At 62.7% G+C, this 12,973-nt stretch carries 13 protein-coding genes; 3 read left to right on the top strand and 10 right to left on the bottom strand.

The annotated features are described in order from the left end of the window. Window positions 1-26: 26 nt before the first annotated feature. From carA to hrcA, 6 genes are all read right to left on the bottom strand, one after another. On the bottom strand, window positions 27-1,163 hold the full coding sequence (carA, locus tag BMY52_RS00285; RefSeq protein WP_090249421.1) for a glutamine-hydrolyzing carbamoyl-phosphate synthase small subunit: 1,137 nt from the start codon (window positions 1,161-1,163) through the stop codon (window positions 27-29). 148 nt (window positions 1,164-1,311) lie between these two features. Next, complete coding sequence (gene dapB, locus BMY52_RS00280; protein ID WP_090249419.1) at window positions 1,312-2,121, bottom strand: 4-hydroxy-tetrahydrodipicolinate reductase; 810 nt, start codon at window positions 2,119-2,121, stop codon at window positions 1,312-1,314. After that, a complete protein-coding gene (gene dnaJ / locus BMY52_RS00275) occupies window positions 2,118-3,269 on the bottom strand; it encodes a molecular chaperone DnaJ (protein WP_090249417.1) in 1,152 nt (383 codons plus the stop codon). Before dnaJ ends, dapB begins: the two co-directional genes overlap by 4 nt. Window positions 3,270-3,398: 129 nt before the next feature. Then, on the bottom strand, window positions 3,399-5,345 hold the full coding sequence (gene dnaK / locus BMY52_RS00270) for a molecular chaperone DnaK (RefSeq protein WP_090249414.1): 1,947 nt from the start codon (window positions 5,343-5,345) through the stop codon (window positions 3,399-3,401). A 115-nt stretch (window positions 5,346-5,460) separates the two neighbouring features. After that, window positions 5,461-6,048: a nucleotide exchange factor GrpE gene (gene grpE, locus BMY52_RS00265; protein ID WP_090249411.1), complete on the bottom strand. Its 588-nt coding sequence runs from the start codon at window positions 6,046-6,048 to the stop codon at window positions 5,461-5,463. Window positions 6,049-6,100: 52 nt separating this feature from the next. Then, a complete protein-coding gene (gene hrcA / locus BMY52_RS00260; RefSeq protein WP_090249408.1) occupies window positions 6,101-7,159 on the bottom strand; it encodes a heat-inducible transcriptional repressor HrcA in 1,059 nt (352 codons plus the stop codon). 149 nt (window positions 7,160-7,308) lie between these two features. Here hrcA and BMY52_RS00255 point away from each other — a divergent pair, with 149 nt between their 5' ends. Beyond that, window positions 7,309-8,190: an NAD(+) kinase gene (locus tag BMY52_RS00255; protein ID WP_090249405.1), complete on the top strand. Its 882-nt coding sequence runs from the start codon at window positions 7,309-7,311 to the stop codon at window positions 8,188-8,190. Window positions 8,191-8,256: 66 nt separating this feature from the next. After that, complete coding sequence (gene recN, locus BMY52_RS00250; RefSeq protein WP_090249402.1) at window positions 8,257-9,945, top strand: DNA repair protein RecN; 1,689 nt, start codon at window positions 8,257-8,259, stop codon at window positions 9,943-9,945. 6 nt (window positions 9,946-9,951) lie between these two features. Here the strand turns inward: recN and fur are convergent, their stop codons facing one another. Continuing rightward, a complete protein-coding gene (fur, locus tag BMY52_RS00245) occupies window positions 9,952-10,389 on the bottom strand; it encodes a ferric iron uptake transcriptional regulator (RefSeq protein WP_090249399.1) in 438 nt (145 codons plus the stop codon). Between the two features lie 107 nt (window positions 10,390-10,496). On the opposite strand from fur, the gene BMY52_RS00240 reads away from it, so the two are divergent. Further along, window positions 10,497-10,826, top strand: coding sequence for an outer membrane protein assembly factor BamE (locus BMY52_RS00240; protein WP_090249396.1), 330 nt, complete (start codon window positions 10,497-10,499; stop codon window positions 10,824-10,826). 15 nt (window positions 10,827-10,841) lie between these two features. On the opposite strand, the gene BMY52_RS00235 is transcribed toward BMY52_RS00240, so the two are convergent. The 3 genes from BMY52_RS00235 to BMY52_RS00225 are packed head-to-tail and all read right to left on the bottom strand — an operon-like array spanning window position 10,842 to window position 12,966. Next, complete coding sequence (locus BMY52_RS00235; RefSeq protein WP_177169785.1) at window positions 10,842-11,132, bottom strand: RnfH family protein; 291 nt, start codon at window positions 11,130-11,132, stop codon at window positions 10,842-10,844. Continuing rightward, window positions 11,122-11,559: a type II toxin-antitoxin system RatA family toxin gene (locus BMY52_RS00230; protein ID WP_090249393.1), complete on the bottom strand. Its 438-nt coding sequence runs from the start codon at window positions 11,557-11,559 to the stop codon at window positions 11,122-11,124. The genes BMY52_RS00235 and BMY52_RS00230 overlap by 11 nt, the downstream gene beginning before the upstream one ends. A gap of 15 nt (window positions 11,560-11,574) precedes the next feature. After that, a complete protein-coding gene (locus BMY52_RS00225) occupies window positions 11,575-12,966 on the bottom strand; it encodes a sodium-dependent transporter (protein ID WP_090249389.1) in 1,392 nt (463 codons plus the stop codon). Window positions 12,967-12,973: the final 7 nt, after the last annotated feature.

Raw genomic sequence — 12,973 nt, 5'->3', positions numbered from 1 at the left:
GGCGGAGCCGGAGACCACCGGCGTCCTCAGGACGCGCGGGATCTCATCATGTCAATGAACCGGTCGAATTCCGGGGCCACGTCGGTGGGCCCCGGCGAGGCCTCCGGGTGTCCCTGAAAACTGCGTGCCGGACGATCGGTAAGCTCAATACCCTGCAGGGTGCCATCGAACAGGGAGCGGTGCGTAGGTCGCACGTTGTCCGGCAGGTTGGCATCGTCCAGGGCAAAACCGTGGTTCTGGCTGGAGATCATCACCCGTTGGCTGTCCAGATCCTGGACCGGATGATTGGCGCCATGGTGGCCGAATTTCATCTTCAGGGAGCGAGCGCCCGTGGCCAATCCCAGCAGCTGATGGCCCAGGCAGATGCCGAAGACAGGGACCTCCTTGTGGTCCAGCACCTCCCGGATGGCCGCAATGGCGTAATCGCACGGCTCCGGGTCACCGGGACCGTTGGAAAGCAGCACGCCATCAGGCTTGAGAGCCAGCACTTCGGCTGCCGGGGTCCTGGCGGGCACCACGGTGATGCGGCACCCGCGATCCACCAGCATGCGCAGAATGTTGCGCTTGGTACCAAAATCATAGGCCACCACGTGGTAGGGCTGATCCTCGGGGGCCTTGCGATGTCCCTCTCCCAGCACCCAGGTACCCTCGTCCCAGGTGTAGCTCTCCTGGGTGGTGACTTCCTTGGCCAGGTCCATGCCCTTGAGCCCGGCAAAGCCCCGGGCAGCCTCGATGGCCTTCTGCGCATCCACCGCACCCGCCATGATGCATCCGTTCTGGGCACCCTTTTCACGCAGCAGACGGGTCAGACGCCGGGTATCCACGCCACTGATGGCCACGACACCGTGACGGGCCAGGTAATCCGGCAGACTCTCTGTGGCCCGCCAATTGGACATGCGCGCAGGCACATGGCGCACGATCAACCCGGCTGCCTGGGGCGCGGCGGATTCCTCGTCCTCCGGATTGACCCCGGTGTTGCCGATGTGCGGATAGGTGAGCGTGACCAACTGACGCGAATAGGAAGGATCGGTGAGGATCTCCTGATAGCCGGTCATGGCGGTGTTGAACACCACCTCGCCCACGGTGAGACCTTCAGCACCCACGGCATAACCGTGAAAGAGGCTGCCATCTTCCAATGCCAACAAGGCGGGTGTGGTTTTCAAGCTGACCTCCGACACGCATACAGACGGGGCGGGACGAGACCAGCCCGACCAGCCCGGATGGGATTAAACAGAAACGTAAGGATAACGAAATAGTAGCGGATCCGGCCTGGGGGTGTCCAATGCCACCCCGCGGCGCCAAGCCCTGACATCAGCGCAGACCCAGCACGTCCTGCATGTCGTAAAGCCCGGCCGGGCGCCCCGCCAGCCAAGTGGCGGCACGGGCAGCCCCCTTGGCGAAGGTCATGCGGCTGGAGGCCTTGTGGGTGATCTCCACCCGCTCCCCCAGGCCGGCAAACATGACCGTATGCTCGCCGACGATATCACCGGCGCGAATGGTCTCGAAGCCGATGGTTTGACGATCCCGCTCCCCGGTGACGCCTTCACGACCATAGACGGCGCAGTCCTTGAGATCACGCCCCAGGGCCGAGGCCACCACCTCCCCCATGCGCAGGGCCGTGCCGGAGGGGGCGTCCACCTTGTGGCGGTGATGGGCCTCCACCACTTCCACATCCACCTCATCCCCCAGCACCCGGGCGGCCATGTCCAGCAATTGCAGGCACAGGTTGACGCCCACGCTCATGTTGGGCGCGAAGACCACCGGGATGTCCCGGGCCGCCTCGCTGATCCGCGCCTTCTGCTCATCGGTGAAGCCGGTGGTACCAATGATGATCCCCCGTCCTGCCTGACGGCAGATCTCCAGATGGGCCAGGGTGCCTTCTGGCCGCGTGAAGTCGATGAGCAGGTCGAAATCTTCGGTCAGTGCAGCCAGATCCGACGCCAGGGCCACCCCCAGGCGCCCCTGACCCGCCAGTTCTCCGGCATCGCTCCCCAGCAGGCTGCTCTCAGGCTGTTCCGTGGCCACGGTCAGTTCCAGACCCGGCGCTTGGCCCACGGCCTCAATCAGGGTCCGGCCCATGCGACCACCGGCACCGACGATGGCGATACGTGCAGGGGTCATGACTTTCTCCAGAATTTCAGATCTTCAAAAAAGCCCTTCACACCATCCAGCCAGCCCTCGTGTTGCGGGCTATGGCGCTCGCCGCCGGCCTTCATGCTGGCCTCGAACTGCTGCAGCAGTTCCTTCTGCTCCTTGGTGAGATTGATGGGGGTTTCCAGCTTCACGCTGCAGATCATGTCGCCCTCGGCGCCGCCATGCACCGAACGCACCCCCTTGCCCCGCAGCCGGAACAGCCGCCCGGTCTGAGTTTCCGGTGGAACCTTCAGGGCGACCCGACCCTTGAGGGTGGGGATCTCCAGTTCGCCACCCAGGGTGGCGGTGGCAAAGCTGATGGGCACCTCGCAGTACAAGTCGCTGCCCTTACGGGTAAATATCTGGTGGGGCTTCACATGCACCTGCACATAAAGATCCCCGGACGGGCCGCCATTGATACCGGCCTCGCCCTCACCCGACAGGCGGATGCGGTCGCCACTGTCCACGCCGGGTGGCACGGTCACCGTCAGCGTGCGGCGCTCTTCCACACGACCCTGTCCACGACAGGTACCACAGGGCTTGGGAATGATCTTGCCGGTCCCCCGGCAACGGGGGCAGGTCTGCTGCACGGAGAAAAACCCCTGCTGCATGCGGACGCGGCCCATGCCGCCGCAGGTGTCACAGGTCTCCGGCGTGGTGCCGGGCGCAGCGCCACTGCCATTGCAGGCCTGACAGGTGGACAGGGTGGGCACGCGAATCTTCACGTCCGTACCGAACACCGCCTCCTCGAGGGTCATCTCCAGGTTGTACTGGAGATCGGATCCGCGGAAGGCGCCACTGCCACCACCGCCCCGGGCGCTGGTGCCAAAGATATCGCCAAAGATGTCCTCGAAGATATCGCTGAAGCTGCCACCACCAGCCCCACCGCCACCTCCGCCACCGCGGACCCCATCCACGCCGGCGTGACCGAACTGGTCATAGGCAGCCCGCTTGCGGGCATCGGAGAGCACCTCGTAGGCCTCACGGGCCTCCTTGAAACGGTCCTCCGCCTGCTTGTCACCGGGATTGCGATCCGGGTGATATTTCATGGCCATCCGCCGGAAGGCCTTTTTGAGCGCGTCCTCGCTGGCGTTCTTCGCCACCCCCAGGACTTCGTAATAGTCGCGTTTTGCCATGATTACCGTGGGTCACTCAGAAACGGTAAAGCCCGCAGGCCGCCTTCCTCCCCGGGTGGAGACAAAGATGGCCAGCGGACCTTGATTGCCTGACACGGGACCGCCAAAGCGGCGGCCCCCTGCGCGGGTTTACTTCTTCTTGTCGTCCACTTCCTCGAACTCAGCGTCCACCACGTCATCCTGGGCGGACTGCTGTCCCTGGCCACCGGATGGCTCACCGGCACCGCCGGTGGCACCCTCAGCGCCCCCCTGGCCGGCCTGCTGAGCATACATGCGTTCAGCCAGTTTACCGGAGACCTCGGTCAACTTCTGCGTCTTGGCCTCGATATCCTCCTTGTTATCGCCCTTCATGGCCTCACGCAGCTCACCCAGGGCCGATTCGATACTGCTCTTCTCATCGGCCTCTACCTGCTCACCCATGTCGGAGAGGGTCTTCTCCACCGAGTGGATCAGATTATCGGCCTGGTTGCGCACGGCCACCAGTTCGTGGAAACGCTTGTCCTCCTCGGCGTGGGCCTCTGCATCCTTGACCATCTTGTCAATCTCATCCTCACTCAGACCGGAAGAGGCCTTGATGACGATGGACTGCTCGCGGCCGGTGGCCTTGTCCTTGGCGGACACGTTGAGGATGCCGTTGGCATCGATGTCGAAGGTGACCTCGATCTGCGGCACACCGCGCGGCGCAGGCGGGATGTCCGTGAGATCGAAGCGTCCCAGGGACTTGTTGGCGCCAGCCTGCTCACGCTCACCCTGCAACACGTGCACGGTGACCGCTGTCTGGTTGTCCTCGGCGGTGGAAAACACCTGATTCGCCTTGGTGGGGATGGTGGTGTTCTTCTCGATGAGCTTGGTCATCACCCCGCCCAGGGTTTCGATGCCCAGGGACAATGGCGTCACGTCCAGCAGCAGCACGTCCTTGACGTCGCCACCCAGCACGCCCCCCTGGATGGCGGCACCCACGGCCACGGCCTCGTCCGGGTTCACGTCGCGACGCGGCTCCTTACCGAAGAAGTCCTTCACCGCCTCCTGGACCTTGGGCATGCGGGTCTGACCGCCCACGAGGATGACATCATCCACTTCGGATACCGACAGACCGGCATCCTTCAGCGCCACCTTGCAGGGCTCGATGGTGCGCTTGATGAGTTCTTCCACCAGGGACTCCATCTTCGCCCGGGATACCTTGATGTTGAGGTGCTTGGGCCCGGTGTTGTCCGCCGTGATGTAGGGCAGGTTCACGTCGGTCTGCTGGCTGGAGGACAACTCGATCTTGGCCTTCTCGGCGGCTTCCTTGAGACGCTGCATGGCCAGCGGATCACCCTTGAGATCGATACCCTGCTCCTTCTTGAACTCGGAGGCCAGGTAATCGATCAGGCGGGTATCAAAGTCCTCACCGCCCAGGAAGGTGTCACCGTTGGTGGCCAGCACCTCGAACTGATGCTCACCGTCCACCTCGGCAATCTCGATAATGGAGATGTCAAAGGTGCCACCGCCCAGGTCGTACACGGCCACCTTGCTATCACCGCGACTCTTGTCCAGGCCATAGGCCAGGGCCGCCGCGGTGGGCTCATTGATGATGCGCTTCACTTCCAGACCGGCAATCTTGCCCGCATCCTTGGTGGCCTGGCGCTGGGAATCGTTAAAGTAGGCCGGCACCGTGATCACCGCCTCGGTGACCGACTCGCCCAGATAGTCCTCGGCGGTCTTCTTCATCTTCTGCAGCACGCGTGCGGAGATCTCGGGCGGGGCCATCTTCTTGCCGCGCACTTCCACCCAGGCGTCATTGTTGTCCGCCTTCATGATCTTGTAGGGCACCATGTTGATGTCCTTTTGCACCTCGGGCTCCTCGAAACGCCGCCCGATCAGACGCTTGACCGCAAACAGGGTGTTGGTGGGGTTGGTCACCGCCTGGCGCTTGGCGGATTGTCCCACCAGCACCTCGCCGTCTTCGGCGAAGGCCACAATGGAGGGTGTCGTGCGCCCACCTTCCGAATTCTCAATGACCTTGGCTTTTCCACCTTCCATCAAGGCGACGCAGGAATTGGTGGTTCCCAGGTCGATACCAATTGTTTTACCCATGGTGATTCTCCAGATTTCAAATGACTTTCAAGACGGTATTCGTCAGGACTACCCGGAAGGTGGGGGCACTCCCGGGCTTTTCAACCCCTGACGCTTTCATTGTGCGATGACTTCATTACCCGGCATTCGGATCCTGCGACGCGGGTGGCTCCGAGGCCGGGGCCCGGCTGACGATCACCATGGCGGGGCGCAGCAAACGGTCATTGAGGATGTAGCCTTTCTGCATCACCGTGATCACCGTATTGGGTTCCAGCTCGGCGTTCTCCTGCATGGACATGGCCTGATGCTGCTCCGGGTCGAAGCGCTCACCCTCGGGATTCAATTCCTGAACCCCGTGCTTGGACATGGCCTGCACGAGCATCTTCAAGGTCAACTCGGTGCCCTCGCGGATCTTGTTCACATCCGCCTCGCCCTGGGCCGCGTCCAGCCCCATTTCCAGGCTGTCGCGCACCGGCAGCAGTTCGCCAGCGAACTTCTCCAGGGCGTACTTGTGGGCCTGCTCCACATCGCGCTTCATGCGCTTGCGCAGGTTTTCCAGCTCCGCCTGGCTGCGCACCAGCTTGTCCCAGTACTCCCGGGCTTCGTTCTGGGATTCTTCCAACTGCTTGAGCAGCGTGGCTGGATTGAATTCCGTCTGCTGTTCCTGCGTGGGCGCAGTGTCCTCGGCGGCCTGCGCATCTTCTTTGTGTTCGTCGTTCGCCATGAAAACTCCGCTCGGCTATTACGTGACTGGTGTGTTGCCACCAATGTGGGATTCAATTCCGGGAATTCAAGGCCGCGCCCAATAACTTCGCGGTGATGTCCACCACCGGAATGATGCGCTCGTAGGCCATGCGGGTGGGACCGATCACGCCCAGCACCCCCACCACCTGCCCCCCCACGTTGTAGGGGGCCGTGACCACACTGCAGTCATCCAGCACCTTGTGGCCCGACTCCTGGCCAATGAAGATCTGCACTCCCTGGGCGCTGATACAGGTATCCAGCAGGGTGAGCAGGTCCCGTTTCTCGGTGAAGGCCTCGAACAGGCTGCGCAGCTTGTCCACGCTGGACAGTTCGGCGTAGTCCATCAGGTGAATCTGCCCCGTGAACACCACCTGGTCATCCTGTTCCTGGTCGCTGAAGACCTGCTCACCCAGCTCGATGGCGGCCAGCATCATCGTGTTCATGTGTTCACGCACCGCCTTCATCTCCCGCAGCACCTGCTCGCGGGCCTGGCGCAGATCCAGTCCCGCCAGATGTTCATTGAGATAGTTGGCCATCTGCTGCAACTCGCTGTGGGAATATTCCCGGTCCAGCTGCAGGATGCGGTTTTGCACCTCGTTCTTGTTCATCACCAGAATGGCAAGCACCTGGCGACCGGACAGCTTGAGAAACTCGATCTGCATGAGGGCAGCATGATCCCGCCGTGGCACCCGCACCATGCCGGCCATCTGCGTCACGGCGGAGAGCAGGTCCGAGGCGGACTCCACCAGCGATTTGGTGTCCAGCTCCGGATTCAGACGCTCCTTGAGGATGCGCACCTCATGACTATCCAGAGGCTTGACCTCCAGGAGAGAATCCACGAACAAGCGATATCCCTGGGCCGTGGGCACGCGACCGGCCGAGGTGTGCGGCGAACTGACCAGCCCCATTTCCTCCAGATCCGACATCACGTTGCGAATCGAGGCAGGACTCAGGTCCAGACCCGCAGTGCGCGCCAGGGTGCGCGACCCCACCGGCTGACCTTCGCGGACATAGCTTTCCACCAACGCCCGCAGCAGGCGGCGGGCGCGATCATTGAGAAGCTGCGAATTCGAAGTGTGGGACGTCTTCATGGGCCACCTTGGCACTCATCAGGGTAGAGTGCCAGGTCCGCATGTTACTCCTGCGCCCCCTGCTGTCAAGAAACCCCCGGCCCCCACTATTGATCGCGCATGGACCTGGGCCCATACCCTCCCGGCAGGATTTCCACCATAATCCGGCCATGAACCAGCATTTTCAAACCATTGGCATCATTGCCAAGACCGGCGACCAGCCACTCGCCGACATCCTCGATGCCCTGGTGTCACATCTTCGGCATCATCAGCGACATATCCTGCTCGACAGCAGCGCCATTCCCTGGCTGAGCGACACCGTTGGCTGCGAAACGGCCTCCCGGGAACAGATTGCTGCCCGTGCCGACCTGGCCATCATCGCCGGGGGAGATGGCACCTTTCTGGCAGCGGCCCGCACCCTGGTGGACACCGGCGTGCCCCTACTGGGCATCAACGCGGGGCGACTGGGCTTTTTGGTGGACGTCTCTCCCCACGAGATGCTGGGCCGACTGGACGAGATCCTCTCGGGGCTCTACGTGGAGGATGACCGTCACATGCTCACTGCCCGCGTCATGCGTGGCGATCAGGTGGTGGCGGAAGGGGACGCCCTGAATGACGTGGTGATGCATATCCGCGACGTGGTACGCATGATCGAATTCGACACCTGGATCAATGGACGCTTCGTGAATACCCAGCGGGCCGACGGCATGGTGGTGGCCACCCCCACCGGTTCCACCGCCTATGCACTTTCCGGAGGCGGCCCCATCCTTTCCCCTTGCCTGGAAGCCGTGGTGCTGGTCCCCATCTGCCCCCACGGCCTGAGCAACCGCCCCCTGGTGGTGCCGGCCGGCGCCCGCATCGAGATCGCCGTCAACGAGCACAGCCGCACCCGAGCCCAGGCCGCCCTGGATGGTCAGGACACCATCGATATGGAACCGCTGGACCGTATCATCATCGAGAGCAAACCGCGCAAGCTGCACCTGATCCACCCCACCGGTTACGACTATCTGCAGATCCTTCGGGTGAAGCTGGGCTGGGGTGAGCAACCCTGAGCCGGGTGCGCGGCACTACTGTATGTGATTACAATAGGACGAACCTGACAGCGGACACCCGAGGCCATGCTCACCCACATCCATATCCGTGACTTCGCCATCGTTGATGAACTCTCGCTGGACCTGTGCGATGGCATGACCGCCCTCACTGGCGAGACCGGTGCCGGTAAATCCATCCTGGTGGATGCCCTGGGCCTTGTCCTGGGGGACCGGGCCGACAGCGGCACGGTGCGACACGGGGCGCAGCGCGCCGAAGTGAGCGTCCAGATCGAGATCGGCAACGAGGCGGCAGCTTCCGCCTGGTTGGAGGAACAGGGCATGGAAAGCGGTGAATGCCTGCTGCGCCGGGTGGTCAACCGCGACGGCAAGAGCCGGGCCTGGATCAATGGCAGCCCCGCCACCCTGCAATCCCTCAAGACCCTGGGCGAGATGCTGGTGGATATCCACGGCCAGCACGCCCATCAGTCACTGCTGCGCAAGGAGGTGCAAAGACGCATCCTGGATGAATACGCCGACCATCCCAAGCGGCTGGCGGCCATGCGCCAGCACCACGCCCAGTGGCAAAAGCTGGCCCGGCGCCTGGCCGATCTGAGCGAGGACAGCCAGGCCCGGGATTCCCGCCGGGACCTGCTGCGGTTTCAGGTGGATGAACTTGAGGCACTGGCACTGGGCCCGGACGAATGGTCACAACTGGAGGAGGAACATGGCCGACTGGCGCATGCCGGGAAACTCATGGAATTGGCGGAATCTGCCTACCAGGCACTGTATGAGCGCGATGGCAGCGCCGAGTCCCTCATCGGACACTTTACCGGAGAACTGGAACAGGGCCAGACACTGGACGCCCGCCTGGACGAACCCCGCGACCTGCTGGCCACCGCCCACATCCAGATCCGCGAAGCGGCAGACTGGCTCCGTCGCTATGCCGACGGCCTGGAGATGGACCCGGCGCGCCTGGAATTCGTGGAATCGCGCATGGCGGCCATCCAGGATCTCGCCCGCAAACACCGGGTGGAACCGCAGGCGCTTCCCCTGGTGCTGGAACAGATGCAGGCCGAATTGACCGATCTGGAAGAAGGGATGGGCAACCTGGATGAGTTGCGTCAGGCGGTCGATCAGGCCCTGGCGGAGTGCCGCAAGGTGGCCCAAGCCCTGCACCAGTCCCGTCGCAAGGCCGCCGACCGGCTTTCTCGTGCGGTCACTGAGGCGATGCAGGGTCTGGGGATGGAGGGCGGATGTTTCCAGTGCCATGTGGAGACACAGACCAAGGCCGAGCCCACCGCGCAGGGGACCGATCAGGTCAGCTTCCAGGTCAGTGCCAATCCCGGCCAGCCGGTTCAGCCCCTGGCCCGGGTGGCTTCCGGGGGAGAGCTTTCACGCATCAGTCTGGCCATCCAGATGATTGCTGCCCGCGCCCTACCCACGGCCACCCTCATCTTCGATGAGGTGGATACCGGCATCGGTGGCGCGGTGGCCGAGGTGGTGGGTCGGCAGTTGCGGGCCCAGGGGGAATACCGTCAGGTGCTGTGCGTGACCCACCTGCCCCAGGTGGCGGCACAGGCCCATCATCACCTGCAGGTCAGCAAGCACAAGGGCCGGGATCACACCGCAACGCACATCCAGCCCCTGGTGGACGACAACCGCATCAGGGAACTGGCCCGCATGCTCGGCGGCGTGGAGATCACCGATCAGACCCTGGCCCACGCAGCAGAGATGGTCGACCGGGTGGGGCCAACGAAACCGTCGTCCAGCCCTTGATGCGCCCTACTCGTCTTCCCCGTCCTTGTCGCAGGGGCACGGGCTCTGGCTGCATTCACCATAAATGATCAGGGCGTGATCCTTGATGGTATAGCCCAGACGGTCGGCAATGGCCCGCTGGCGCTCCTCAATGATTGGATCCACGAATTCATCCACGCGCCCACATTTAACGCAGACGATGTGGTCATGATGACGACCACGCTCAAGTTCAAACACCGCCTGATTGCCTTCAAAGTGATGGCGAGTCACCAGACCGGCGGCCTCGAACTGGGTCAACACCCGGTACACGGTGGCCAGACCGATTTCCTCCCCGGCCTCCAGCAATTCCCGGTAGATGGCCTCCGCGCTCATGTGGTGATCTTCCTCCTTCTCCAGGATCTGCAGGATCTTGACCCTGGGCAACGTCACCTTGAGTCCGGCCTTTTTGAGGTTTTGGGTTTCCACGGGGGATTCTCCATGCGGGGCTACACCCTGGCTTGGTGTAGAATTCCGCGCTGTATGGTGTTCGGGACGGGACCCATCTTGCAATTCACGGCTTACTGGAAGCAATCATGGCAAGACTGATTCTCTATTCTATCCTCATCGCCGGCCTGCTGCAGGGTTGCGGCGGCGGGCTGTTCTCGGTTTTCGAGCCGGACGTGCAACAGGGCAATGCCCTCAACGAAGATCAGGTGGAACAACTCCAGGAGGGCATGACGCCACGCCAGGTGCGCTTCCTGCTGGGGGAACCCGTGCTCAAGGATCCCTTCCAGGGGGACCGGCGTTGGGACTACGTCTATTACCTCAACCCCGGGGATGGCCCTGTGGAACGCCGACGCCTGACAGTGTTCTTTGAACAGGGGCAAGTGAGCCAGATCAGCGATACCGGCATCTACCCATGATGCTGAAGCGGGCCGCTACTTGGCGGCCCGCTGCTTGCGTACGGCCTTGGGGTCGGCGATCAGTGGCCGATAGATTTCCACCCGGTCCCGGTCCCGCAGGGGCGCATTGAGCTTGGCCAGCTTGCCGTACACCCCCACCTTGTTGCTGGACAGGTCGATCTCCGGACACTGCTCCAGAATGCCTGATTCCCGAATGGCCTCTTCCACCGTGGCCTCTTTCGGCAGGGAGACCTCCAGCACCACCTGCTTCTCCGGCCGGGCATAGGCCACTTCCACGCGCAGACCCGATGCATTGTCAGCGGGCACCGTAGACCTCCCGAGCACGTTTCACAAAAGAATCCACCAGGCTGTTGGCCACCTGGTGGAACACCGGCCCGATCACGGTACTCATGATGCGGTTGGAGAACTCGAACTCCAGGTCCAGAGAGACCCGCGTGGCCCCCTCACTCAGGGCATCAAACCGCCAGAACCCCTCCAGGTGACGGAAGGGACCGTCCACCAGGCGCATTTCGATCATCTTGTTACGCTGCAGACGATTGCGCGTGGTGAACGATTTGCGCACCGCCCCCTTGGCCAACTCGATGGACGCCTTGATCTCGTCCTCATCGGCTGAGAGCACCGCCGAGGAACGGCACCCGGGTAGGAAGGCCGGATACGCCTTGACGTCGTTCACCAGGTCGAACATCTCCTGAGGCGTGTGCGGCACGATGGCCTGACGACTGATGGAAGGCATGAGACTCCTCTGGCATTAGATAAGATTGACCGCTTTGAGGAACACCAGCAGGATACCGATGGGCGCCGCGAAGCGCAGCAAATAATACCACGCCCCAAAAATCACCCGGGAGCTGATGCCCAATTCATCCTCCACCGAGCGCCGGGTCATGCGCCAGCCCACGAACAGGGCGATCAGCAATCCTCCCAGGGGCAGCAGGATGTTCATGGTCAGGTATTCCAGGATCTCGAACAGCGTGCCACCAATGTAGATCATCTCCCCACCCCAGGAGACATGGAAGCCGATACCGGCGGACCACAGGTTGAAGGATAACAACGTCCCGACCCCCAGCAGCCAGGCCACGGCGCCGACGATCACCGCTGCCACCGGGCGGTCAATATCCCGGTTTTCCGAGAGCCAGGCCACCGCCGGTTCCATCAGGGAAATGGACGAGGTCCAGGCAGCCATCACCAGCAGCACGAAGAACAGGGTGCCGAAAAAGATGCCGAAGGGCATCTCCGCGAAGGCCAGGGGCAAAGTCATGAAGATCAGCCCCGGCCCCGCATCGGCGGCCAGGCCACTGGCGAAGACGATGGGGAAGATGGCCAGGCCGGCCAGCAGCGCGACCGCCGTATCGGCAGCCACCACAGCGGTCGATGTCCGGGCAATGGAGGCCCGGGAACTCAGGTAGGAGCCGTAGATCATGATGGCCCCCATACCCAGGCTCAAGGTAAAGAATGACTGCCCCATGGCCAGCAGGATGGTATCCCCGGTCACCTTGCTGAAATCGGGCTGGAACAGGAAGCGCAGGGCCTCACCAAAGTGGCCCAGGGTGTAGGCATAGCCCACCATGACCAGCAATAAGACGAAGAGGGCCGGCATCAGGAGTTTCACCGCCTGCTCAAGGCCTGAACGCACCCCCCTGGCCACCACCAGCACATTCATTGCCATGAAAATGGTGTGCCAGGCCAGAAGACGCTCCGGATCGGCCACCAAGCCATCAAACAAGGCCTTTACGCCGTCCGTATCCAGCCCGGAGAAGGCGCCGCCCGCGGCACGAAACACATAAGACAGCGACCATCCGGCGATGACGCTGTAGAAGGACAGGATCATGAAACCAGCCGCCACGCCCAGCCAACCTACCATGCCCCAGAAACGACTCAATCCTTCTTCCCGCGCCAGGGTGGTCATGGTGTTGATGGGGCTTTGCCGACCCCTCCGCCCCAGGGCGATCTCCGCGACCATGATGGGCAGCCCGATGGCCAGAATGCATGCCAGGTAGATGAGCACAAAGGCCGCGCCGCCATTGTCCCCGGCAATGTACGGAAACCGCCAGATATTCCCCAGCCCCACTGCCGAGCCGGTGGCCGCCAGCACGAAGACCAGCTTGGACGACCACTGCCCGTGTATCGAGGTTTCTCTTCTCATTGTTGAC

It is taken from the genome of Ectothiorhodospira marina (assembly GCF_900109495.1).
In the GTDB taxonomy this organism is placed as follows: domain Bacteria; phylum Pseudomonadota; class Gammaproteobacteria; order Ectothiorhodospirales; family Ectothiorhodospiraceae; genus Ectothiorhodospira; species Ectothiorhodospira marina.
The sequence above is the reverse complement of the archived record's forward strand: the minus strand, read 5'-3'. Positions and strand labels throughout refer to the sequence as shown.